The 23,155-nt window shown below is 73.1% G+C and carries 18 protein-coding genes; 9 read left to right on the forward strand and 9 right to left on the reverse strand.

Annotated elements, in window-relative coordinates; genetic code table 11:
• Positions 1–2: 2 nt before the first annotated feature.
• Together ACF059_RS04020 and ACF059_RS04025 are read right to left on the reverse strand one after the other, a co-directional pair.
• Positions 3–2,078 carry a bifunctional polysaccharide deacetylase/glycosyltransferase family 2 protein gene (locus ACF059_RS04020; protein ID WP_392053029.1) on the reverse strand — a complete coding sequence of 692 codons (2,076 nt, stop codon included), beginning with the start codon at positions 2,076–2,078 and terminating at the stop codon, positions 3–5.
• Between the two features lie 106 nt (positions 2,079–2,184).
• Complete coding sequence (locus ACF059_RS04025) at positions 2,185–2,592, reverse strand: hypothetical protein (protein ID WP_392050982.1); 408 nt, start codon at positions 2,590–2,592, stop codon at positions 2,185–2,187.
• Positions 2,593–2,955: 363 nt separating this feature from the next.
• Between ACF059_RS04025 and ACF059_RS04030 the strand changes: the two genes are divergently transcribed.
• Positions 2,956–3,906, forward strand: a complete 951-nt coding sequence (locus tag ACF059_RS04030; protein WP_392050985.1) for a glycoside hydrolase family 16 protein — start codon at positions 2,956–2,958, stop codon at positions 3,904–3,906.
• A 69-nt stretch (positions 3,907–3,975) separates the two neighbouring features.
• Here the strand turns inward: ACF059_RS04030 and ACF059_RS04035 are convergent, their stop codons facing one another.
• Positions 3,976–4,380, reverse strand: coding sequence for a ChaB family protein (locus ACF059_RS04035; protein ID WP_392050987.1), 405 nt, complete (start codon positions 4,378–4,380; stop codon positions 3,976–3,978).
• 109 nt (positions 4,381–4,489) lie between these two features.
• Entirely contained in the window at positions 4,490–5,422 is a 933-nt protein-coding gene (locus ACF059_RS04040; RefSeq protein WP_392050991.1) for an SDR family oxidoreductase, read from the reverse strand.
• A 191-nt stretch (positions 5,423–5,613) separates the two neighbouring features.
• Between ACF059_RS04040 and ACF059_RS04045 the strand changes: the two genes are divergently transcribed.
• Entirely contained in the window at positions 5,614–6,198 is a 585-nt protein-coding gene (locus ACF059_RS04045; RefSeq protein ID WP_392050994.1) for a DUF6328 family protein, read from the forward strand.
• 31 nt (positions 6,199–6,229) lie between these two features.
• Here the strand turns inward: ACF059_RS04045 and ACF059_RS04050 are convergent, their stop codons facing one another.
• Positions 6,230–7,495 (reverse strand): MFS transporter, encoded by a 1,266-nt coding sequence (locus tag ACF059_RS04050; RefSeq protein WP_392053032.1) that lies wholly within the window; start codon positions 7,493–7,495, stop codon positions 6,230–6,232.
• A gap of 574 nt (positions 7,496–8,069) precedes the next feature.
• Between ACF059_RS04050 and ACF059_RS04055 the strand changes: the two genes are divergently transcribed.
• Positions 8,070–8,519: an Hsp20/alpha crystallin family protein gene (locus ACF059_RS04055; RefSeq protein WP_392050997.1), complete on the forward strand. Its 450-nt coding sequence runs from the start codon at positions 8,070–8,072 to the stop codon at positions 8,517–8,519.
• A 30-nt stretch (positions 8,520–8,549) separates the two neighbouring features.
• Here ACF059_RS04055 and ACF059_RS04060 read toward each other — a convergent pair whose 3' ends face one another.
• Together ACF059_RS04060 and ACF059_RS04065 are read right to left on the reverse strand one after the other, a co-directional pair.
• Positions 8,550–10,865 carry a prolyl oligopeptidase family serine peptidase gene (locus ACF059_RS04060; RefSeq protein WP_392051000.1) on the reverse strand — a complete coding sequence of 772 codons (2,316 nt, stop codon included), beginning with the start codon at positions 10,863–10,865 and terminating at the stop codon, positions 8,550–8,552.
• A gap of 42 nt (positions 10,866–10,907) precedes the next feature.
• Positions 10,908–12,689, reverse strand: a complete 1,782-nt coding sequence (locus tag ACF059_RS04065; RefSeq protein ID WP_392051003.1) for an N-acetylglutaminylglutamine amidotransferase — start codon at positions 12,687–12,689, stop codon at positions 10,908–10,910.
• A 240-nt stretch (positions 12,690–12,929) separates the two neighbouring features.
• Between ACF059_RS04065 and ACF059_RS04070 the strand changes: the two genes are divergently transcribed.
• Entirely contained in the window at positions 12,930–14,024 is a 1,095-nt protein-coding gene (locus ACF059_RS04070; protein WP_392051006.1) for a glutamate--cysteine ligase, read from the forward strand.
• A gap of 40 nt (positions 14,025–14,064) precedes the next feature.
• Here ACF059_RS04070 and ACF059_RS04075 read toward each other — a convergent pair whose 3' ends face one another.
• Both ACF059_RS04075 and ACF059_RS04080 read right to left on the reverse strand, forming a co-directional pair.
• A complete protein-coding gene (locus ACF059_RS04075; protein ID WP_392051009.1) occupies positions 14,065–14,235 on the reverse strand; it encodes a hypothetical protein in 171 nt (56 codons plus the stop codon).
• 278 nt (positions 14,236–14,513) lie between these two features.
• Positions 14,514–14,942 (reverse strand): VOC family protein, encoded by a 429-nt coding sequence (locus ACF059_RS04080; protein ID WP_392051011.1) that lies wholly within the window; start codon positions 14,940–14,942, stop codon positions 14,514–14,516.
• A gap of 501 nt (positions 14,943–15,443) precedes the next feature.
• Here ACF059_RS04080 and ACF059_RS04085 point away from each other — a divergent pair.
• The 5 genes from ACF059_RS04085 to ACF059_RS04105 are packed head-to-tail and all read left to right on the forward strand — an operon-like array spanning position 15,444 to position 22,936.
• Entirely contained in the window at positions 15,444–16,742 is a 1,299-nt protein-coding gene (locus tag ACF059_RS04085) for a phenylacetate--CoA ligase family protein (RefSeq protein ID WP_392051014.1), read from the forward strand.
• Positions 16,739–18,127 carry an MFS transporter gene (locus ACF059_RS04090; protein WP_392051017.1) on the forward strand — a complete coding sequence of 463 codons (1,389 nt, stop codon included), beginning with the start codon at positions 16,739–16,741 and terminating at the stop codon, positions 18,125–18,127. Before ACF059_RS04085 ends, ACF059_RS04090 begins: the two co-directional genes overlap by 4 nt.
• Positions 18,124–19,269 carry a GNAT family N-acetyltransferase gene (locus tag ACF059_RS04095; protein WP_392051020.1) on the forward strand — a complete coding sequence of 382 codons (1,146 nt, stop codon included), beginning with the start codon at positions 18,124–18,126 and terminating at the stop codon, positions 19,267–19,269. The genes ACF059_RS04090 and ACF059_RS04095 overlap by 4 nt, the downstream gene beginning before the upstream one ends.
• Before the next feature lie 5 nt (positions 19,270–19,274).
• Positions 19,275–20,423 (forward strand): acyl-protein synthase, encoded by a 1,149-nt coding sequence (locus ACF059_RS04100; protein ID WP_392053035.1) that lies wholly within the window; start codon positions 19,275–19,277, stop codon positions 20,421–20,423.
• Positions 20,420–22,936, forward strand: coding sequence for an acyl-CoA reductase (locus tag ACF059_RS04105; RefSeq protein ID WP_392051023.1), 2,517 nt, complete (start codon positions 20,420–20,422; stop codon positions 22,934–22,936). Before ACF059_RS04100 ends, ACF059_RS04105 begins: the two co-directional genes overlap by 4 nt.
• The last annotated feature ends 219 nt before the right edge of the window (positions 22,937–23,155 follow it).

Here is a 23,155-nt window from a genome sequence, read left to right on the forward strand (position 1 = left end):
GGTCAGGCCTCCACGGGTGCAGCGACCTCGCCGGTACGGCGGAGCTTCTGCCAACGCAGCCGGCCACCGGTCATCGCCGTGATCGCGGACTGCAACAGGACGATGTACATGAGCTGCCGGTACACCACTTGCTGGATCGGCAGGCTGATCAGGTGCCAGGGCTTTTCGTGGTCGAGCCGGAAGGCGTACCAGGACAGGGCGCCCTGGAGCAGGATGAAGCCTCCCCAGCTGGTGAGGGTGATGGTGGCGTCCGCGAACAGCACGCCGTACAGCAGGAAGATGTCGACCAGCGGCGCCAGCAGCGGGGCGACCACGCCGAACAGTACGACGAGCGGCAGCCCGACCCGGCCGAAGCGCCCGGCGGGGCCGCGGGCGGTCACGGCGCTGCGGTGCTTCCACATCGCCTGCATGCTGCCGTAGCTCCAGCGGTACCGCTGGGACCAGAGCTGCTGGAGGCTGGCCGGAGCCTCGGTCCAGGCGCGGGCGCGCTCGGCGTAGACGATGCGCCAGCCGTCGCAGAGGACCGCGATGGTGATGTCGGTGTCCTCGGCGAGGGTGTCGTCGCTCATCCCGCCCGCCTGACGCACGGCCTCCTTGCGGAAGGCGCCGACCGCGCCGGGGATGGTCGGGATGACATTGAGCATGTCGTACATCCGGCGGTCCAGATTGTGTCCGAGGACGTACTCGATGTGCTGCCAGGCGCCGATCAGGCTCTCGCGGTTGCCGACCTTGGCGTTGCCCGCGACCGCACCGATCGCCGGGTCGCCGAAGGGCTGGACCAGCTCGCGCACGGTGGACGACTCGAAGACGGTGTCGCCGTCCATCATCACGATGATGTCGTGCGAGGCCGCGGCGATGCCGGTGTTGAGGGCGGTGGACTTGCCACCGTTGGCCTGGCGGATCAGCCGGACGAACGGCAGGTCCATCTCCTCGACGATGTCCGCGGTGCCGTCCGTGGAGCCGTCGTCGATGACGATCACCTCGATGGGATGGTCACTGGCGGCCAGGGATATGAGGGTGTTGGCTATGCACTCGCGCTCGTTGTAGGCCGGGACGAGGACGGTGACCGGCTCGGTGACGGGCGGTCCCCAGGCGTCCAGCTTCTTGGAGCGGCGTGCGTGGATCGGTGCGAGCACGAGCATCAGCGCGAACCGGCCGAAGTTGAGGAAGCCGACGAGGGCCAGCAGCCCGACCAGCACCGGCAGGGTGAGCACGGCGGCCTGGCTGGCCGCGATGAACCCCTTTCCCGCCCACAGCTGGAAACCGTGCACCGGCACGGTGGCGTTGGAGGCGCCCAGGGCTTCCGAGATGGTGGTGAAGCGGTAGCCCTCACCCTTCAGCTTGACGATGATCTGTTCGAGCGCGGCGATCGTCTGGGTCCGGTCCCCACCCGCGTCGTGCAGCAGGATCAGCTCGCCCGCGCCGGGCTTGGACGGCATGGCCGCCTTGACGATCGCGTCGACGCCGGGCCGCTTCCAGTCGTCGGTGTCGCGGTCGATGAACGCGGTGAGATAGCCGCGCGCGCCCACGTACTTGATGACCGGGTAGTTCCAGTCGTCCAGCGCCGAGGCGTCGGAGGAGTAGGGCGGGCGGAACAGGGCGCTGTGGACGCCCGCGACGCCGGCCAGCGCCAGCTGCGTCTGCGCCAGCTCCCAGCTGACCCGGGCGTGGGACTGGTACACCAGGTCGGGGTGGGTGAAGGTGTGCACGCCGAGTTCGTGACCGTCCGCGACGATCTTCCGGATCAGCTCCGGGTGGCGCGTGGTCATGGCGCCGGTCACGAAGAAGTCCGCACGGACGTCGTGGGCGGCGAGCAGCTCCAGGATCTTCGGGGTCCACTCCGGTGAGGGACCGTCGTCGAAGCTCAGCACCACGGTGCGGTCGGGAATGTGGTAGCTCACGGGGTGCGCGTTCTTGGCGCCGCGCGCGTCGATGACCGGTCCGCCCTTGAGCAGGTTGTCCGGCACGGTCGTCTTGTCGACCGAGATCGCGATCCGGTCGTCGTGGAACACCTCGTTGGTGGCGAGGCCGCGCAGGACGATGAGCGCGAGCAGGCAGGCCAGCAGGGACAGCGGCATGAAGAAGCGCAGTGGCGGCGCGGCCAGTCGGCGCGGCCTCAGCAGGGACTGACGGCGGCGCTGGTGGCGGGACAATGGCGCTCCTGGAGATGGGTGGTGCGGACGATCAGGGGTGCTTGGCCGGCTGGCCCGAGGGCTTCGCCTTGGCCGCGCGCGACGCGGTGGCCGTGGGTTTCGGCGTGGCGGCCGTGGTTTTCGCCTGCGGTGTCGCGGACCGCGTGGCCGTCCGGGGCGGGGACGACGACGAGGACGACGACGGGCGGGACGCGGTGGGCGACACCGAGGCCACGGGTGACGGCGAGGGGGCGGCCGACCGCGAGGGCTGCGCCGGTACGCCCATCGCCGGGGCGTCCGCCTGCACACCGATCAGGCTGCTGCCCATGGCGACCGCGAGGATCGCGCCGACCACGGAGACCGGCCAGCCGAGGCCCCGCAGCAGGCGGCCGCGCAGACCCGACTGGTCGACGAACACCGGTGCGGGAAGGGCGGACTCCGCAAAGCTCGACTCGTACATGTCAGGCTCTGGGTGCGCCGACCCGCGTTCCAAGGAGGTGATGACTGGACGCACCGTGCGAGGCCTTTCAGTGCCGGGTCCGCAGACCCGGGAGCGTAGGGCGAACGCTAGCGGACTGGCTTGAAACCAATCCGCTCGATGTGTGCATTTGATCCGATGTATGGAGGTGATGTGATCGGATTGAAATGCCAATCGGCACGTACCCACCAGTAGGCGGCCCCCGCGCGCCCACCCGGAGCCGCGTCCTGCCCGGAGTGGTAGCTTGCACGCCTCAAGAAGATGACCACCTCATGTGATCAGCCACTGATCTCATGTAAAAGGGTGTGTCCTAAAACCACCTGTACTGCCCCTCAAGGAGCCCGTGTGAGCCAGCCCCGCCGCACCTCTCGTCGCCGCGCGTGGACCGTGCTCACGCTGCCCGCCGTCCTGTGCGTACTCGCCGCGTGCTCCGGCGGCCCGGCATCCGGCTCGGGCGACGATGCCGCCGGGCCCGGGCGGAAGGCCTCGCCGACCCCGTCGGGACCGCCGGGAACCCTGTTCGACGCCTTCCACTACAGCGGCGCCGACGATCCCGAACTCAGCGCCCACGGCTGGCAGGTCCGTACCGACGGGGGCGGCCCGGGGATCAAGGACACCTGGTCCACCGCGGGCGCCGGTTTCCCCTCCGACCCGACCGCCCAGGGCGGCAGGGCCATGCAGCTGCAGTCCTCCACCGACGGCACCCAGCAGGGCACCAAGCAGGTGGAGGTGCAGACCACCGGCACCAACCTCTTCACCGGGACCTTCGCCGCCCGGGTCCACTTCAGCGACAAGCCCGCGAGCGGCCGCAACGGCGACCACGTCGTGCAGACCTTCTTCCCGATCTCCCCCTCGGACTCCTCGGCCAACTACAGCGAGCTGGACTTCGAGTACCTGCCGAACGGCGGCTGGGGTTCGGTGGGTCCGCGACTCGACAACGTCAGCTGGTTCAAGGCCGACCCGCCGGACCGGGTCAACAAGACGCTCAAGCAGCGCCTTGAGGGGTGGCACCTCCTCATGATCACCGCCGTGGACGGCAAGGTCACGTACGCGCTGGACGGCAAGGAGCTGTTCACCAGCTCCGGCAAGTACGTCCCGCGCGAGAAGATGAACGTCCACTTCAGCAACTGGTTCATCGACCTTCCCTTCACCGGTGGCCCGCGCACCTGGGACATGAAGGTCAACTGGGTCTACTACAAGGCCGACCAGGCCGTTTCCCAGGCGGACGTCCAGAAGACGGTGGACGGCTTCTACGGCGCCGGCACCCACTACGTCAACACCGTGCCGAAGTCCTGACGCGGGCCTGCCTCCTGCCCCGCGCCCAGGGCCCAGGGCGCGGGGCGCGGGGCGCGGGGCTGACCGGGCCTACCGGGAGCGGGCCTCACGCGTCCTGGAACGGTTCTCCTTGCGGATCGCCTCCACCAGTTCCGACCGGCTCATGCGCGACCGGCCGCCGATGTCCAGCCGCCGGGCCAGCTCGTACAGGTGCTGCTTGCTGGCGTTCTCGTCGACGCCTTCACCGCTCGGGGCCGACGTGTCCCCATGCGTCGCGGCGCGCGCGTCGGAGGGGCCCATGCGGCCGTGTTCCTTCCGCTCCCAGTGGTCCGCGACCTTCTCGTACTTGTGCTTGAGCGCGCTGAAGGCCACCCGATGGGCCCGCTCGCCCTCCCCGTACTGCTCCACGGCCGAGTCGTGGGCCTTGATCCAGGTGTTCTGCGCGTCCTTGGGCGAGCGCTCCAGCGTCGAGGGAAGTTCTTCACGTCCGGGCATGATCCACCTTCCGACTCAGCGGGCCGGTTCCTTCTCGCCGACGCCGGCCGACTCCTCCACGACCTTCGCGCGCCGTCCCGACGGGGCCGCTGTCCACTTCCAGTTCGAGTTACGGCTTCTGGTCCGGCGGGCCCGTCCGAGCGCTCGGCGCGGCCGCGGCCGCCTCGCCGCCGGGCCCGAGGAGGCCGGTGGGGGGCAGCGGGCCGTCCCGGCGCGCGAGCACCCGCCGCGAGCGGTGCGCGACCAGCGACGGCAGGCAGGCGCGCACCAGCTGGGCGCCGCGCAGCCAGGCCGGTGCGTACACGCGGGCCGACCGGCGTTCGATGCCGCGGACCATGACGCCGACGAACGGGGCGGTGCCGTGGACGACCGAGGCCGGCCAGGGCAGGTGGGTCCTCAGCTCGTGGAAGACCTCGGTCCTGTCGCCTTCGCGGATCATGTCGGTGTCGGCCCAGCTGAGGTAGGCGATGCCGACGGCGACGCCCCGGTGCCCGACCTCCGCGCGCAGCGCCTGCGCGAAGGCCTCCGCCCCGGACTTCGAGGCGCAGTACGCAGTGAGGAGCGGGGCCGGAGCCAGGGCCGCGAGGGAGGCCACCTGGAGGTAGTAGCCGCGGGTGCGCAGCAGATGGGGCAGGAAGCAGCGGGCGGTGAGGGCGCTGCCGACGAGGTTGACGTCGATCACCCTCCGCCAGTCCCCGGGGTCGCACTCCAGCAGCGTGCCTCCGAGGGCCACACCGGCGTTGGCGACGACCACGGAGGCCTCGCCCAGCGTGCCCCGCACGGCTTCGGCGGTCACCGAGAGCGCGTCCGCGTCGGTCACGTCGGCGTGCCAGTGGGCCGCGCGGCCGGGCAGATCCGCGGCCAGCCGGGCCAGCCGCTCCTCTTCCAGGCCGATCAGGGCGACCCGGGCGCCGCGCCGGGACAGCGCGTACGCCAGGCCCGCGCCGAGCCCGCGGGCCGCGCCGGTCACCACCGCGACGCGGCCCTGCAAGGGGCAGGAGCCGTCCGTACGGTACCGGGGGCCGGGGCCGCGGGCTGTCATGGCAGGCACCTTCCCGCCGGACCTGCTCGCACACCCGGATGCGAGCGAGCCCCGGCCCGCTGCGCGAGGGGGCGTGTCGGCGGCCGGGCCGGGTAGGCGGCTGGGTGAGGTGGTGGGGCCGCGACGCCGGATCCCAGGAGGTGGCCGATCATGGTCATGGACCTGCATGCTTCTTCGCACGGCGGTGCGCCGTGATCGCGCGAGCGGCGAACGTGGGGCAGCGTCAGGAGACCTGCGACGAACGCGCCGACCGTCTCTGGCTGGAACTCATGCACGAGCTACGGGTGGTGCTCACCGCCGTCCAGCTGCTCCTGGCCTTCCTGCTCGCGGTGGCGTTCACACCGGCCTACGGTCAGCTGCGGTCCACCGACCGGGCGCTCTACCTCGTGTGCGTCCTGTGCGGGGTCGGCGCGATGGCGGCGCTGACGGGGCCGGTGGCCCTGCACCGGCTCGTGACCGGCCTCAGGCTCAAGACCGAGATGGTCGCGTGGGCGTCCCGCCTGGTCGCCGTCGGCATGACCTTGCTGCTCGCGATGACGTCCTTCGGCCTGCTGATCGTCCTCCGCCAGATCACCAGCCCCGGCGCCGCCCTCCTGCTGGACACCGCCCTGGCGTTGTGGTGCGCCGCGTGCTGGCTCGTACCGGCGTCCCTCCTGCGCCGCCGCCGGAGCCGGACCGGCCCCGTCCAGCGGCCGTCCACCGCCGCACCGGCAGCCCCCGTAGGCGAGCCCGGGCAGCCCGGGCACCGCACGCGGCATCAGACGCCGGTCAGCTGACCCAGCAGGTCAACCGACTGAAGCGGGGGCCTCAGGCCGCCGTGCTCAGGCCCGGGCGCAGCGCCGACGGGCTTCCCTCGGACAGGTAGCGGACCTCGACGGTGGTGCGGCGACGGCGCAGCAGGAAGCCGGAGCCGATCGCGGCGGCGGTGGCGATGCCGCCGAGGACCAGGGCTCCCCGTACGCCGGCCGCTTCCATGAGCAGGCCCAGCAGTGGCGGCGCGGCCAGGCTCCACACCGTGCGTACGGTGCTCCACACGCCCAGGACCCGGCCCCGCAGGTGCGCGGGGGGATCGGTCTGGAGCACGGTGGTCCCGGCGGTGTCGGAGACGGACTCGACGACCGCCATCGGCAGGACGAGCACCAGCAGTACGGCGAGGGAGGGTGACAGTCCGGCCGTCACCTGGAGGAGGCCGCCGGCGGCGGCGAGCACGCCGACCATCCGTACGGTGGGCTTGCGCAGCCGGGCTCCGAGCACCGCGCCGACGATGCCTCCCGCCGCCAGGACGGTGGAGACCGTGCCGAAAGCGGCGGCGTCGCCCGCGAGGGGGCCGGTGACCAGTACCGCCAGGGTGAGGCCGTAGTTACGTCCGAAGAGGGCGCTGACCGCGCTGATGGCGGCGAGCGCGACCAGGCGCGGACGGCTCAGGAAGAAGGCGAGCCCCTGGCGCGCGGTCATCGCACCGCCGGGTGCGCGGCCCTTGTCCGCCGTCCCCTTCTCCAGGGGTTCCCGCGCGGCGCCCCAAGCCCGTCCGGCGGGCTTGAGGAACGGGATCACCGCGGCGACGAAGAGGAAGGAGACGCCGTTGCCCGCGTAGGCGGCCGCCGTACCGAGGAAGGCGACCGTGACGCCGCCGAGGGCGGCTCCCGCGAGGCGGCCCGCGTTGTGGACCAGCGAGCCCACCCCGATGGCGGAGGGCACGTCCTCGGGACGGACCAGGTCATTGCCCAGCAGGGCGCAGGCGGGCCCGTCGACCGTGGCGATGAGTCCCGTGACGGCGGCCAGCGCCATCAGCACGCCGAGGTTGAGGTGGCCGAGTGCCACGAGGACGGCGGTGACGAAGGCGACGGCTCCCAGCAGGGCCTGGCTCACCGCGGCGGTCAGCTTTATGGGCCACCGGTCCACCGCGGCGCCGCCCATGAGCCCCATCAGCAGGCCGGGGGCCGCCTGGACGGAGAGGGAGAGCCCCGTCGCGGCGGCGGAGCCGGTGATCTGCAGCACGAGCAGGTTCTGCACCGTGAGCTGCATCCACGTCCCCGCGTTGGAGACGAAGTGGGCCACGGACCACCAGCGCATGCTGCGGTAGCGCAGGGAGCGCCAGGGCGAGCGGTCGGGGGCGGCGGAGGGCAGCGAGACGGCAGGGGAGGGCGACGAAGAAGACACAGTGGGGTACCTGAAAGAGCGCAGGGCTCGGCTGTTCGCGAGGGCGGAACCGGGGGACGGGACGACCGCCATGCTCCGGCGTGCCTACCGCGGGGCGGTGGGGGCGGCTGGCGGAACGCGGCTCGGAGGGGTCTCCGTCCCGCCGATCCATCGTGGCAGACGCTGCTTACAGCCCACGGCCGGGACCCGTCCGGCGGACGGTTCACGGGGCCCAATACGCCTGGACGGTGCGTGCGTTGGCGCTTCGCGTGGGTTTGCTCACAGGAACCGGGTCCTGACCTTGCGGTGACCGCCGTCACCCCCGGTCGGAAGGGGTGCCGCACGCGCCGTGGAGGCCGCGCGGGCCCGTGCCCCCGTCCCGGCGGGGCAGGTCCTCTGGGTGCTTGAGCGTCGCCGCCGTGGGAAGACGCCCGGGCAGCAGCACAGTGGCCATATGCACCGCTCGGCGCGGGACGTGCGCCGAGCGTGACGAGCAGCGGAGATCGCGATGAACCTTCCCTCCTTCGACTCACGGCAGAGCGGCGACGCGGCATTGCGGGGGCGCCGGCGCGGTGGTCTGGACCCCTGGCACGACTTCGAGAGGGTCCAGGGCCAGATGGGCCGCCTGCTGGAACAGGTCGCCTCCTCCCCCGGCGCCGTCCCGCCGTCGGCGGCGCCCGAGGTCGAGGAGGCGGAGACCGGCGGGTCGTACGTGGTGAAGGTCCGGCTGCCCGGCGTACGCGGCGAGGACATCGTGATGGAGCTGGACGGGCAGGACCTGCACATCACCGCCGACGCCTACGGCAGCCCCATGGGCGGGATGCGCACCCGCCGGCGGAGGCGCTTCGCCCACCACAGCACCCTGCCGCGCGCGGTGGACGGCGAACGGGCCCGGGCGAGCTTCCACGAGGGCGTGCTGACCGTACGGATCCCCCTGGCGGCCGAGGCCGCCGCCTGAGCCCAGACCCACCCCGCCCCGGCCCGCGGCTCAGCCGCCCGTCAGGGGCAGGGTGAGGTGCTGTTCGAGCCAGTCGGCGGCGGCCCGCCGGTACAGGCGGCGGTTGTCCGCCCGCAGGAACTCGTGGCCCTCGTTGCGCAGGGTCAGCAGCTCCGCCTCGACCCCGTGGTCGCGCGCGGCGCGCACGAACTGCTCCGACTCCGTCGGGGGGACGTTGGTGTCGTGCTCGCCGTGCACGGCCAAGACGGGCGCGCGCAGCCGGTCGATGCGGCTCATCGGGGACAAGGCGCGCAGCAAGTCCCGGTCGCGCTCGGGATGGCCGTACTTGGCGGCCGCGGACTGGGCGATCCAGGGCTCGGTACCGGCGAAGAACGTCGCGAAGTCCGACATGCCGCACACGGCGACGCCCGTGCGGAAGAGCTCCGGGTGCCAGACCAGCGAGGCCATGGTGAGGTAGCCGCCGTACGAGCGGCCCATCACCGCCAGCCGCAGCGGGTCGGCGTATCCGCCGGCGACCACGTGGGCGGCGCAGTCCGCGACGTCCTCGATGGCCGCGAACCGCCCGGTGCCGAGGTCGGCGTCGACGAAGGACCTCCCCCAGCCCGAGGAGCCGCGGACGTCGGGGGCGAAGACGTCCAGGCCCCGGCCGAGTATCTCGTGGTAGAGCGGGCTGAACACCGGTCGCTCCTGCTCCTCGGGTCCGCCGTGGAGGTGGATCACGCACGGGCCCGGCCGGCCGGGGTCGCGTTCGGGCGCCCGGTAGTACCAGCCGCCGAGCAGCAGCCCGTCCCGGGCCCGGCAGCGCAGGGGGACCGGGCGGACGGGGGGCCGTCCGGGGGGCGCCGCGTCCTCGTCACGCGCCGTTCCGCCGGCGTGCACCGGCGGGAGGCCGTCGGTCAGCTCCCAGATGCCGGGCCTGCGCCGGGAGCCGGACAGGGCGGCGAACAGCCCGCCGCGCCCGAGGGGCGCCATCCGGGTCACGACCTCGTGCGGCAGGGGCGACTGGTGCGCAGGGCCCACGGCGTCGTCCGCGTCGGCGCCCGGGAGGCCGACGCTCTCCAGCTCGCTCGCGCCGTGCACGTTCCAGGCCAGCAGGGCCCAGCGGCCGTGGTCGGGCAGGCTCAGCAGGTCGAGGGCGCTCTCCTGCCGCTCAGCGGCCACGGAGAGGTCTTGCGGCGCCGCGTCCTCGTCGAGGCGCACCCGCAGGAGCGCGGCGAACTCGCGGTCCGCGTCGCTGCGCAGCCACAGGGTGCGCGAGTCGTGGGAGAGCCGGCCGATCCAGGGGTCGCCGTCCGCGACCGGCAGCCGGAAGGTGACGTGTCCCGAGGTCCGGTCCAGCAGGAGCGCCTCGCGGCGCCCGCGCGGCCCTCGGCGCAGCAGTACGAAGCGGCCCTCGGTGCCGATGTCGCACACGCGCAGTGAGGCGGCGCCCGCTTCGCTGTACAGCAGGGCGGGGGCCTGCGTGCCGTCCGGGTCGAGGAGGTAGGCGGCCAGCCCTCCCCCGGCGTCCGGCCCGGCGGCCGGCGGCATGCCGGTGGGGCCCGCGGCGAGCGAGGCGGCTCCCGGCGTCGGCGTGAGGAGCGGCAGACCACCCGGATGCAGCGTCGCCGCACCTCCTCCCGCACCGGGCAGCGGATCGAGGAGGGTCGCGCGTCCGTCGCGCTCGGTCCAGGCCGGCTCGGAGGGGACGTCCGGGAGGGCGGGTCCCGCGTCCTGCGGCAGGTGGCCGGCGCCGCTGTGGCTGCCGGGGGCAGCGGAGGGCTGGGCGACCGTGACGGCGAGTGCTGAACCGTCGCGGGTCCAGCAGCCCAGGTGTGCGGAGGCTCCCGGTTCGGCGCCCGCGAGCACCTGCCGGCCGGTGCCGTCGGGCCGTACCGCCAGGACGCGCGTGTGCTCGCCGCCTCCGGGCGCCGAGGTGTAGGCGATCCAGCGGCCGTCGGGCGACCACGACACCTCGGTCACCGGGTCCGGGTCGGCGTCCAGGACGTGCGGCTCCCCGCCGCGCGCCGGAGCGCTCCACAGCTGGGGCACGCCGGCCCTGTCGCAGATGTACGCCACGTGCTCGCCGGTGGGATCGGCCGACGGGTACCAGCACCCGTGGGCCGGGAGCACCGCGGGCGGGTCCGCCGCCGGGGTGTCGGCCAGCTGGAGGGGGACGGGGGCGGGCGCCGGTGCGGGCGGCGGTGCGGCCGACGGACCCGGCGCGGCGCCGCGCGCGGGTCCGGCGCCCGTGTCCGTGTCCGGCAGGCGTTCGGCGGGCGCGCCGTCGGAGTGCGGGGCCCGGCCCGGCGCCGGGGCGTCGGCGGGTCGGGAACGGTGCTGGCGTACGGAGCGGTCCAGGGGCATGTGGGGCCTCTTCGAGGGCTTCCGGGGGGTCACCGTTCGGGGTCAGTTGATGCCGTGGGTCTGCAACCAGATCTCCAGCGAGGCCACCTGCCACAGGGTGCTGGCTCCGCGTTTCGTGCGGTGGCGGGCGGGGTCCGCGAGCAGTCGGGCCACGCGGTCCTGGTCGAAGAGGTTGCGGCGGCGCGCTTCGGGAGCGGTCAGGGCGTCCCGTACCCGGGTGAGCACCGGCTCGGCCATGTGCCGGACCGCCGGCACCGGGAAGTAGCCCTTGGGCCGGTCGACGACCTCACGGGGCAGGATCTGCCGTCCGATGTCCTTGAGCACGCCCTTGCCCTCCTGCGCGAGTTTCAGTTCCGGGGGACAGGCGGCGGCCAGTTCGACCAGTTCGTGGTCCAGGAACGGCACCCGTGCCTCCAGGCCCCAGGCCATCGTCATGTTGTCCACCCGCTTGACCGGGTCGTCGGCCATCAGCATGTGCACGTCCAGGCGCAGGGCGGCGTCGAGGGTGCTCTGCGCGCCCGGGGTCGCCATGTGGGCGCGTACGAACTCCCGCGAGGCGTCGTGGTCGGCGACCGCGTCCGGGTGCAGCAGGGCGGCCACGTCGGCGTGCGTGCGGTCGAAGTATGCCTCGGCGTACGCGTCCGGTGCGTCGGCGCGCCCGGCGGCCGCTATCCGGGGGTACCAGTGGTAGCCCGCGAACACCTCGTCGGCGCCCTGGCCGCACAGCACCACCTTGACGTCCTTGGCGACCTGCTCGGACAGCAGGTGGAACGCCACCGCGTCGTGGCTGACCATCGGCTCGCTCATGGCCCCGATCGCCGTCTCCAGCGCGGCGGGGAGCCGGTCGGAGGGAATCATGAACTGGTGGTGGTCCGTCGAGAACCGGCGGGCGACCAGGCGGGAGTAGTGGAATTCGTCGCCCTCCTCGTCGCCCTCCGACTCGAAGCCCATGGCGAAGGTGGCCAGGCCGCCCTGCCCCTCCTGCGCCAGCAGGGCCACGATGAGGCTGGAGTCCAGGCCGCCGGACAGCAGCACCCCGACGGGCACGTCCGCGACCGTGCGGCGCCGTACGGCCGTGAGCAGGGCCTGCCGCAGGGCTTCCCGCCACTCCTGCGGGTCGGTGCCGAGGTCGGCGCGGCGGGTGTAGGAGGGCTGCCAGTAGCAGCGGTCACGGTACGTCCCGTCCGGCTCGACGACGCGCACGGTGGCCTGCGGCAGTTTGCGTACGCCGGACAGTACGGTGCGTGGCGCCGGCACGGTGCCGTGCCAGCTGAGGTACTGGTGGAGCGCCACCGGGTCGAGGGAGGTGTCGACGCCTCCGCCTGCCAGCAGGGCGGGCAGGGACGAGGCGAAGCGCAGGCGGTCACCGTCCTGCGTCAGGTACAGCGGCTTGATGCCCAGGCGGTCGCGGCCGAGCACCACACGGCCGGTGTGGTGTTCCACCACCGCGAAGGCGAACATGCCCACGAGCCGTTCGACGCAGGCGTCGCCCCACTGGCCGTAGGCCTTGAGGAGCACTTCCGTGTCGGAGTCGGAGAAGAAGCGGTGGCCCAGTCCTTCGAGGCGCTGCCGCAGCTCCCGGTAGTTGTAGACGCAGCCGTTGAAGACGCCGGTGATGCCCAGGTTCGGGTCGGTCATCGGCTGCGCGCCGCTCTCGGAGAGGTCGATGATCTTCAGTCGGCGGTGGCCCAGGGCCACCGCGCCCTGGGACCACACGCCTCTGCCGTCCGGACCCCGTTCCTCCATCTCGTCCGTCATGCGTTCGACCGCGGCGAGATCCGGCCGCCGTCCGTCGAAACGCACTTCCCCACTCAGGCCACACATGCGGGCACCCCTCACTGCGCTTGCACTCCGGGGCCACCGCATCGTGGGCGCACCCGGCGATCTACATACGAGGCGCCTGCCCGCCCAGAGGTCTCTTAAGCGACGTGTTCGATCTCCGGGCCCTGCGAAGGAGCGGGGCGGGGGTGGGGCGGGGGCTGGGCGGTGGCCGGCGTGCGGGGCGCCACCCCGGAAAGCGGGCAAAAGTGAACGAATCGGGCGGAGGCTGAAATACTCGCCCAGGTGATCACTGTCGGAGTCGAGGAAGAGTACCTCCTGGTGGATCCGGGCACGGGCCTTCCGGTCCCGAAGCTCGACGCGGTCCGCGCGGCCGCGGGTCTCGATCCGGTCACCACGGAGGGCGAGGTCCAGGCCGAGCTCCTGCAGGCCCAGGTCGAAGTCGCCACTCCGGTGTGCACCGACCTCGGTGAGGTCGGCGGCCACCTGCTGCGCCTGCGGCACGCCATCGGTTCCGCGGCCGAGCAGATCGGCTGCCGGGCGGCCCTGACCGGGGCGGCGCCGGTCAAGGCGGACGTACGGGTGCCCGTCACGCGCAAGACGCGGTACCTCCAGATGCGCGGCCACGCCCCCCGCCTGGTGGACGAGCAGCTGATCAACGGCATGCACGTGCACGCCGCCGTCCCGGACCGGGCCATGGGCGTGGAGGTGCTCAACCGGATCCGCGTCTGGCTCCCGACGCTGCTGGCCATGTCGGGGAACTCCCCGCTGTGGGAGGGCCGCGAGACCGGCTTCGCGAGCTGGCGCACCCTCGTCTTCGGCCGCTGGCCGGTGAGCGGACCCACGCCGGTGTTCGCCGGCGTCGACGACTACGACCGGCGCGTCACCGCCCTGGTGGAGTCCGGCGTCATCGCGGACACCAGGCAGGTGTACTGGCAGGCCAGACTGTCGGAGACGTACCCGACCGTCGAGATCAGGTGCGCCGACGTCCAGCTGCGGGCCGATGACGCGGTGATGTTCGCGGGCATCGTGCGGGCCCTGGTGGCCACCGCCGTCCGGGACGCCACGTCGCAGGCGCCGCTGCCGGAGTGCCCCCAGGAGCTTCTGCACGCCGCGACCTGGCAGGCCGCCCGGCACGGCATGAGCGGCCCGCTGGTGGGGCCGTGCGGGGGGCGCCACAGCGCCCGCGACGCCGTAGCCCTGCTCATGCGGCACATCGGATCGGCTCTGGAGGAGGCCGGGGACACGCGCGAGGTGACGTCCCTGGTCCACCGGCTGCTCCGGGACGGCGCCCCGGCCGAGCGCCAGCGCCGGGCAATGGCGGAGGGCGGCCTGCCGGCGCTGATCGACCTCATCACCACCCAGAGCACCGCACCCTGAGGTCCGGGCCCGCGGCTGGGCAGCGACGGAGCACGGGGCGTCACGTTCGACTGGCCATCACGAAAACGCCGATGAAGAAGGCCATGTACAGCAGAAGGAGCGCACCCGCTATGGCCGCCGCGACGAGGACCGCCTTCATCACCTTTTCCGCGGCCCGGCGGTCGCGGGCGGGCCGCACAGGGCCCCGGGGAGCACGCTCGTGATCAGTCACAGCGCCATTCTGCCGCTGGGGTTGGCGGCGGGATATCCGTAGAAGTACTCACCTGCGACGGCAGGTTCGCCATCCCGTGCGGGAGCGATGGTGCTCCCGCATCCAGCCCGGGAGTGCCTCACCGCAGTGGCGGCGGGGCATCACGAGCCGGTGGGGTGGAGCCCGGACGCGAAGGCGAGGAGGTCGCGACCGCTTCACTCAGCACCGAGCCGGGCGCGCCGGCCGCTCGGCCGGTGCGCACCGGCCGCTCGACCGGCGGGCCGTCGGGTACCCGTCCGTCAGGGACGTACGTAGGGCCGGGTCATGATCTCCATGTTGTGACCGTCCGGGTCGTCGAAGTAGGCGCCGCGGCCCCCGAACCAGTGGTTGATCCGGCCGGGTTCGGTGTGGCTGGGGTCGGCGTAGTAGGTGACCCCGACCGTCTCCATACGGGCGATCATCGCCTCGAACTGCTCGTCGGGCACGAGGAACGCGTAGTGCTGGGACTGGATCGGCTCGTCCCGCTTCTCGTAGTAGTCGAGCGTCACCCCGTTGCCGAGGTCGACGGGCAGGAACGGCCCGAACGGGGCACCGACCTCCAGGCCCAGGATCGCGGCGAGGAACTCGGCGGACAGGTGCCGGTCGCGGGCGTAGACGGCGGTGTGGTTCAGCTGGACGGCGGCCGTCGGCCGCTCGGAGGCGTGCGGGGGCTGCTGGGCAGGGGACATCAGGGATGGGTCTCCGGTCTCGGGGTCTGCTGGGTAAGGGGCGCCGCGCGCGGGCGCCGGAGCAAAGACGCGGAGAAGACGGGCGGGCCTCTGGCCCGCCTCGTGCTCACGCCGAGGCCGGGAACCTTACTCGTGCATGGCCCAAGGCCGACCCGGCAGTCACCCGACCGACCTTACTGATCCACACGGCCCGGGGCAACGTCGGCGCAGTGGAGGTCCTGAAATCGAGGGTCGGCTCTCCTCCGACGCGGAGGGGGCGAGCGGGCGCGTGACACGAATCATCGTGATTACAGCCGCAATGGCCGGAAATCCTTGGCCAATTTGGTGACAAGCGCACTGATGTTTCATCATCGTGACTGCGCGTCAGTTCTTGGCGTGCAGCCGAGGAGGCGGGGCGCCGGGGGCCCCCGTTCACACCAGCGGATCCCGCAGACGATCTCTCGCTTCGTCGCGCCCTGCCGTGGCTCCTCCCACCCGTTCCCGTCACCTAGGCAAAGGCCCATGTCCGCCCAGCACCTCTCGGACCTCATACGTTTCGCCCGCCACAACTCGCCCTTCTACCAAGACCTTTACGCTTCCCTGCCACCGCACTGCGACCGCCTGGCCGACCTGCCCGTGGTTGACCAGCAGGCGTTCTGGGCGGCCAACGCACTGCCCGACAGCCGGGTGTTGACCGGCCCGCTCAGCGAGGCCACGCTCTACAAGACCGGGGGCACCACCGGGTCCCCCAAGTTCTCCGTCTACACCCGCGACGAGTGGCGCACGTTCGTCACCGCCTTCGGCCAGGGGCTCGTGGACACGGGCCTGCGCCCGGGGCACCGGGTCGCCGACCTCTTCTACGCCGGGGAGCTGTACGCCAGCTTCCTCTTCGTCCTCGACTCGCTCGCCCACGCGCCCGTGGACAACGTCCGCCTCCCCATCGGCGGCGGCGCGCCGCTGGAGTCGACGATCCCCACCGTGCGGGACCTCGCCGCACAGGTACTGGCCGGCACGCCCACCACCTTGTGCCGCCTCGCCGAACACGTCATGTCGTCCGGTGTCCGGCTGGATGCCGTGGAGCTGCTCCTCTTCGGCGGCGAGGCCCTCTTCGACGATCAACGGCGGCTGCTGGCGGCCGCGTTCCCCCGTGCCGAGGCGCGTTCCATCGGATACGCGAGCGTGGACGCCGGCCTGCTCGGCCGCCCCGTACCCGGCTCCGACGCCCGGGTCCACCGACCCTTCACGCCGTACTCGGTCGTCGAGATCCTCGACGACTCCACCGACGAGCCCATCACCGAACCGGGACGGCCCGGCCGGGTCGTCGTCACCAGCCTCTTCCGCCGTCTGATGCCGATCATCCGCTACCCCGCCGGCGACCGGGCCGAGTGGACCGGCACCGGGCCCGGGCACTTCCGGATCCTCGGCCGCGCCGAGGAAGGCGTACGGGTGGGTCCCGTGTCCCTCTACACCCAGGACGCCCAGGACGCCGTGGCCGCGGCCGACACGGCGGGCCGGGTGGTCGGCATGCAGCTCGTCGTCCGGCGGTGGGACGGCCGCGACGGGCTCGTCCTGCGGCTGGCGACGGCGCCCGGCGACCAAGTCGTCGGTGACCACGCCGTCGGTGACGAAACCTCCGGCCGGGAGGCGCTGGCCAAGGCCGTCGTCGCGGAGCTGGAGAGCGTACGGCCGCTCTACCCGGACAGCGTGCGCGCCGGATTCGTCCATCCGCTGTCCGTCGAGTGGGCACGCCACCGCGACCTCGTCGTCAACCCCCGCTCGGGCAAGCTCGTCCGCGTCCTCGACGAGAGGCCGACCGCATGACCGCCGCCTCCGTGGCCGTGAGCGAGGCCGAAGACGGCGCAGCGGCCGGCGCCGGTGGCCGGCGCGCTCCGCTGATCCTGCGCAACCGCGCCTTCGGCGCCGTATGGCTCGGCCAGGTCCTCACCCAGGCCGCCGTGCGCATGTTCCAGGTCGGCGTGTCGTGGTGGATCGTCGCCTACGCCGTGCAGGACGCCCAGGGTCTGGCCTCCGGGCTGTTCATGGCGGCCTGCACGCTGCCCGCCGTGGCGCTGGCACCGGTCGTGGCCCGGGCCGTCGCCCGGTTCGCCCACCGTTCGGTCCTGCGGACCGCCGCCGGCCTGGCCGGCGCCGCCTCGGGAGTCCTCGCGCTGTGGGCGCAGGGGGACGGCCTGCCGCTCACCGCCGTGTACGCCGCCGCTCTCGCCCTGGCCACCTGCCAGGCGTTCTTCGACCCCTGCCTGACGACATCCGTGCCCGCGCTGGTCGACGACGCCGACATCGAGACGGCCACCGGCTTCGAGCTGTCCACCCAGTCCCTGGCCGGTCTCGGCGGAGCGCTGCTCGGCGCACTGATCGTCGACCGGGCGGGCGTGGCCGGGCTGGCCGCAGGCTGCGCGGCCGCCTACCTGGGCGCCGCCCTCCTCGTCGCGAACGCCCGCTTCCGCGCCGCCGCGACGGACGGGGTGGAGGCTGCCCACGCGACCGACGCGACCGACGCCGAGGCGACCGACGCCGTCACGGCCGCGCCCCAGCGTCGTACGCTGCGCCGCATTCTCGCGGAACTGCCGTACGTACGGCGGATCCTGATCTGCTTCACCGCGGCGAACCTCTTCACCACCGCCGTGTTCGTGGTCATCCCCCTCTACACCCGCTCGGTCCTCTTCGGCGGGGGCGGCACCGTGGCCCTGCTGGAGGCCTCCCTGGGCGCCGGCGCGCTCCTCGGCGCGTTCACCGGCGCCCGCGTGCCGGGGCGTCCCACGGTCGCCGGTGCCTACTGCCTGGGCCTGATGGCCCTCGCCCTGGCGCTGCCCGGGCTCTTCGCGCACCGCCTCGTCATGGCGGGCTGCCTGGCCGTGGCCGGCTGGTGCGCCGGGGCCGTCAGCGTCCGATTCGTGGCCCTCTTCCAACGGCTGGTGCCGGCGGCGGACAAGCCCGGCTTCTTCGCCGTGATGCAGGCCGTCCTCGGGGCCTCCCTGCCGGTGGCCTCCCTCGTGTTCGGCTCCGCCGGCGATGTCCTCTCGCCCCAGACGCTGTGCCTGGTGCAGGGCGTCGGGTTGCTCCCCGCCGCCTGCGCGCTGGCCTTGCTCGGGCCGAGTACGCCCGGTACGCACGGTGCACCCGCCCCGTCCGCCTCGCCCGCAGCCGGTCAGGACGCCGACACCCACCCCGTCGGAGGCCGGCCGTGAACCCCGTCATCACCCCGGCCGTCTGCGCCGACATCGCCGAACTGCGCCAGCTCTACTACGCCGTCTACGGGCCGCACTACCCCGTGGCCCTCGGCACCGACCCGGCCGAGATGGCCCGGCTCATCGAGGACCCGTACTCGCTGTGGCTCGTGGGCCGCTGCCCCGAGACCGGGGCCCTGACCGGCTCCGCCGCCATCCACGGTGAGGCGGGCAGCCGCATCGGCCGTCTGGAGGGCATCGCCGTACACCCCGGGCACCGCTCGACGGGCCTGGCCGGCGCCCTCACCGGGGCGCTGTGCGCGGAGATGCTGGACACCGGGCGGCTGGACTCGGTGTACGCCACGGTGCGCACCGTCAGCGCCGGCCCGCAGCGCGTCGTGGCGCGCAACGGCTTCCGCCCGCTGGGCATCCTGCCCAACGCCGTGGATCTGCGCAGCCGCGAAAGCCTCGCACTCTACGCGCGTCACTCCGCCGGAGTGCTCGACCGCCGGATCCCCGTCACCGAAGTGCCCGCCCCGTTGCTGCCGTTGCTGCGCACGGCCGGGGCCGCGCTCGGCATCGACTACCCCGCGGTCCGGGCCGCCGCGGCCCCGCTCCCGGCGCCGGCGCCGCAAGAGGCCGTCGAGCGGCTGGAGTTGATCGAGGCACCGGCCTTCGTACGCCGCCGGTTCCGCGAGCAGTTCCCCGGCGCCGAGGGCTGGTTCTACCCGCTGCACACCCCGAACGTGCTGCTCACGCCCGAGGACGGCCGCTTCGAGGTGTACGCCTACCTCAACCGCGCCGGGGGCTACTGCTCCCTGCTGACCGCCCACCCCGATCCGGCCGCGGCGGCCGCGTACCTCGGGCCCGTCACCCGGGCCCTGGCCCGCGCGGGCGCCGGCTACGTCGAGGCGCTGGTGCCGCTCGCGCACCGGGAGGCCCTCTCGGCCTTCCTGTCGCAGGGGTTCGTCGCCGGGGCCGTCTATCCGGCGATGCGCGCCGACGGCGACGGCTTCCACGACTACGCCGTGCTGTCCCGCTCCAGCGAGCGGATCGACTTCCGCGGCGTCGCCGTCGAACCGCCCCTCCAGCCCTATCTGGACTGCTACGTGTCGGCCTGGGCGTCGACGCACCTGCCCACATCATCCGAGGTCGCCCCATGAGCCCCATGAACCCCCATCTCGCGCCGGTCGCCGTACCGGACCCGGCCCTCCTGCCCCACGTACAACAGCTGTGCGACCTGACCGACCCCTACGCCTTCGGGCCCGCGCAGGACGAACTCTTCGCCGCCGCCATGGCGGAGACCAACGCCTGGCACGCCGAGCGCTCCCCGTTCTTCCGCTCCCTCTACGAGGCCACTCCCCCGGCGGAGCCGTACCGCGCGCCGCTCGTCCACGCGAACTTCTTCAAGCGGCACGAGGTGCTCTCCATCCCGCGCGAGGACGTCGAGCTGCACCTGACCTCCTCGGGCACCACCGGCCAGAAGTCGCAGATGTTCTTCGACCACTGGACCATCCGCTCCGCCCAGCGCATGGTCGCCCGGATCTTCGAGCGCAACGGCTGGATCACCCCGGACCAGGAGGTCAACTACCTCCTGTACAGCTATGAGCCGGCTCCCTCCCTGAACCTGGGGACCGCCTTCACCGACAACTACCTGTGCGACTTCGCCCCGGCGCGCAGCGTCGCCTACGCACTGCGCAACACCGGCGGCGACCACGAGTTCGACCCCTTCGGCTGCATCGCCGCGCTGCGCCGCTTCGAGCGGGAGGACGCCCCGGTCCGCATCCTCGGCTTCCCGGCCTTCCTCTTCTTCACCCTGGAGCGGATGCGGGCCATGGGACTGCCTCCGCTGCGCCTGCCCGAGGGCTCCCTCGTCGTCCTCGGCGGCGGCTGGAAGGGGCACGCCGACCGGCGCATCGGCAAGGAGGAGCTGTACGCCCGCGTCACCGAGCAGCTCGGCATCCCGGGTGAGCGGATCCGGGACACCTTCGGGTCGGTCGAGCACTGCATCCCGTACATCGAGTGCGACCACCACCGGCTGCACGCGCCCGTCTGGTCCCGGGTGACGATCCGCTCCACGCGCTCGCTCGAACCCCTGCCGTACGGGGAGCGGGGCTACCTGCACCTCGTGTCGCCGTACATCACCTCCGTACCGGCGCAGAGCGTGGTCATGGGCGACCTCGCCTCCCTGCGGCCCGGGGAGGACTGCGGGTGCGAGCTGCAGACCCCCTGGTTCACCGTGCACGGCCGTGCCGGGGTGAGCCGCAACCGCAGCTGCGCGGTGGCCGCAGCCGAACTGATGAAGGGCCTGGCGTGAACGAGACCGAGAAGCACCACTACTGGCAGGGCGCCTTCGTCCACGACGAGGAGGCCGGGCGACGCCTCGCCGACCTGCCGGCCGCGGTCGAGGCCGCGCTGGCCTCGGTGCTGGAGACCGAGACCGTCCTGGCCGCCTGCGACGCGCTCGCCGGCGCGCTGCGTGAGCCGGCCCACCCGGTCCACGCCCGGCTGGCCGCGCACCTTCCCGCCGGGCAGGACCCGGCCGTACTGGCCGAGCTCGGCGCCCTCCTCGGCCGGCGGGAGCTGACCCGCAAGCTGCGCCGGGAACTCGGCGGCGCGGCTCCCGGCCGGCTGAACCGGGCCGATCCGCGCGAGACGGTCTACGAGGCGTGGGCGCCCGTCGGGCTGGTCGCGCACATCGCCCCGGGCAACGCCGCGACGGTCGCGCCGCTGAGCATCGTCGAGGGCCTGCTCGCCGGAAACGTGAACGTCCTCAAGACCAGCAGCGCCGACACCCTGCTGACCCAGCACCTGATGGCCGAGCTCGCGGCGCTGGACCCCACCGGTGCCCTGGCCGCGCGGATCGTCATCCTGCGCTTCCCGTCGTCCCGGCAGGAGTGGCTGCGCCTGATGTGCGCGCCCGCGGACGCCGTCGCCGTATGGGGCGGGGAGGGCGCCGTCGAAGGGGTCGCGGCCCATGTGCCGGCCGGCTGCCGGCTGGTGGAGTGGGGGCACCGGATCTCCTTCGCGTACCTGACGGGGGACGCCTGGTCGGACGCCTCCGTCCTCGAAGCCCTCGCGGACGACGTGTGCCTGCACGAGCAGCAGGCGTGCTCCAGCCCTCAGGTGGTCTATCTCGACACCGAGGACGAGGGCGAGGTGTTCGCCTTCGCGGAGCGGTTCGCCGCGGTCCTCGGGGGCCGGCCGGCGGCCGTGACCGCCGCTTCGGACGGCGAGCCGGATCCCGCCGAGGCGGCCGAACTGACCACGACCGAGCTGATGGCCCGGCTGGAGGAACACCTGGGCCTGACCCGGGTGTTCGCCGCTGCCGACGGCTCGTGGCGGGTCATGGCCGACACCCGGTCCCCGCTGACCGCCTCGCCGCTGCACCGCAGCGTGTGGGTCAAGCCGCTGCCCCGCAAGCGGCTGATCGCCACGTTGCGTCCGATGCGCCGCTACCTGCAGACGGCGGGCCTGGCGGGCAGCCGGACCGACATCGCCGAGCTCTCCCGCACCGTCCTGGCCGCGGGGGTCACCCGCGTCACGCCGGTCGGCGCGATGCTGGAGAGCTACGCGGGCGAGCCGCACGACGGGGTCTACGCCCTCCAGCGGTACAGCCGCCGCGTCGCCGTCCAGGCGGACCCGGCCCGCTTCGCCACCACGGCCTGCCTGGACGACCTGGCCCTGCCCGTCGTCCTGCCGCCGCCCGCGGGCCCCCTGCTGGGCAAGGAGGACGTGCAGGAGCAGGGCCGGCAGCTCACGCGGGCCGATGCCGAGCTGTACTTCCGCAGTGGCGGCAGCACCGGCGCACCGGCGCTGTCGGTCTTCAGTTACGACGACTACGACACCCAGATGCACGCCGCCGCCCGCGGTCTGCTCGCCGCCGGCTACGACCCGGTCGGGGACCGCACGGCCAACCTCTTCTACTGCGGCGGCATGTACGGCAGCTTCATCAGCTTCTTCTCGGTGCTCGAACGGCTCGGCGGCGTACAGCTGCCGCTGTCGGCGGGGCCCGACCATCGGGCGACGGCGCAGGCCCTCATCGACCACGGGGCCGACACCCTCTTCGGCATGCCCTCCTACCTGTGGCAACTGCTCCACGCGGAGGCGGACTCCCTGCGGGCGTACGGCGGCCTGCGCAAGGTCTTCTACGGTGGAGAGCACTTCACGGAGGAGCAACGGCGCACGCTGAAGGCCGACTTCGGCATCGAGGCCGTCCGCTCGATCACCTACGGCAGCACCGACCTCGGCCCGCTGGGCTACCAGTGCACCGAGAGCTCCGGCGGTGTCCACCACCTGCACGCCGACCTCCACACGATGGAGATCCTGGACCTGGCCGAGGACCGGCCGGTGGCCCCCGGCGAGACGGGCCGGCTGGTCTTCACCACGCACGCCCGGCGCGGCCAGGACCTGGGCCGCTACGTGATAGGCGACCTCGGCCGGGAGACTCCGGGCCGCTGCGCCTGCGGCCGGCACGCGCCCCGCTTCGAGCTGAGGGGCCGCACCGGTGACGTGATGCGCGTGGCGACGTACTTCCTCAACCACCGCCGCTTCCTGGACCTGGCCGAGGAACAGGGCGGCCACCGCGGCGAACTGCAGATCCGGCTCGACGCCGCGCAGGAGCGCGAGCGGCTGACCGTACGGGTGGAGCGGGCCGCGGCGACGGACCCGCAGCGGCTGCGGGAGGTGTTCCTGGCCGGCTACCCGGAGCTCCGCTCGGCGGTGACCGAACGCCTGCTGGACCTGGTGGTCGAGGCGGTCGACGGCGCGTCGCTGGACCGCAGCCCGACCAGCGGCAAGCTCCTGGCGGTGGTGGACGCGCGCGGCTAGGCGCGTTTCCCGGCGGGCGCTCAGCGGCTGCGCAGTTTCCCCCGCCACCTAAAAGTATGTTTATGCGTCCCTGGTGGTACGGGCGGGGCGCATGCGGCCGTTGTCCGCGAAGGGGGCGGCGGGCGGGACCGTTCGGGGGCGCGCGCCGCCACGTTCGCGCCGCGGGCGCACCGCGAGAGAACCGGAAGCGCCCTGTGATGATCCGCTCGTCCTACCTAG

This window comes from Streptomyces sp. NPDC016562, assembly GCF_043076955.1.
Lineage (GTDB): Bacteria > Actinomycetota > Actinomycetes > Streptomycetales > Streptomycetaceae > Streptomyces.

Coding starts and splice junctions, on each gene's coding strand:
- ACF059_RS04035 (WP_392050987.1), bottom strand. CDS start 4,380: ATGCCCGGACGTGAAGAACTTCCCTCGACGCTGGAGCGCTCGCCCAAG.
- ACF059_RS04060 (WP_392051000.1), bottom strand. CDS start 10,865: ATGCCCCTGGACCGCTCCGTACGCCAGCACCGTTCCCGACCCGCCGAC.
- ACF059_RS04080 (WP_392051011.1), bottom strand. CDS start 14,942: ATGTCCCCTGCCCAGCAGCCCCCGCACGCCTCCGAGCGGCCGACGGCC.
- ACF059_RS04020 (WP_392053029.1), bottom strand. CDS start 2,078: ATGCCGCTGTCCCTGCTGGCCTGCCTGCTCGCGCTCATCGTCCTGCGC.
- ACF059_RS04050 (WP_392053032.1), bottom strand. CDS start 7,495: ATGCGCTGGTGGTCCGTGGCCCACTTCGTCTCCAACGCGGGGACGTGG.
- ACF059_RS04055 (WP_392050997.1), top strand. CDS start 8,070: ATGAACCTTCCCTCCTTCGACTCACGGCAGAGCGGCGACGCGGCATTG.
- ACF059_RS04065 (WP_392051003.1), bottom strand. CDS start 12,689: ATGTGTGGCCTGAGTGGGGAAGTGCGTTTCGACGGACGGCGGCCGGAT.
- ACF059_RS04090 (WP_392051017.1), top strand. CDS start 16,739: ATGACCGCCGCCTCCGTGGCCGTGAGCGAGGCCGAAGACGGCGCAGCG.
- ACF059_RS04100 (WP_392053035.1), top strand. CDS start 19,275: ATGAACCCCCATCTCGCGCCGGTCGCCGTACCGGACCCGGCCCTCCTG.
- ACF059_RS04085 (WP_392051014.1), top strand. CDS start 15,444: ATGTCCGCCCAGCACCTCTCGGACCTCATACGTTTCGCCCGCCACAAC.
- ACF059_RS04025 (WP_392050982.1), bottom strand. CDS start 2,592: ATGTACGAGTCGAGCTTTGCGGAGTCCGCCCTTCCCGCACCGGTGTTC.
- ACF059_RS04040 (WP_392050991.1), bottom strand. CDS start 5,422: ATGACAGCCCGCGGCCCCGGCCCCCGGTACCGTACGGACGGCTCCTGC.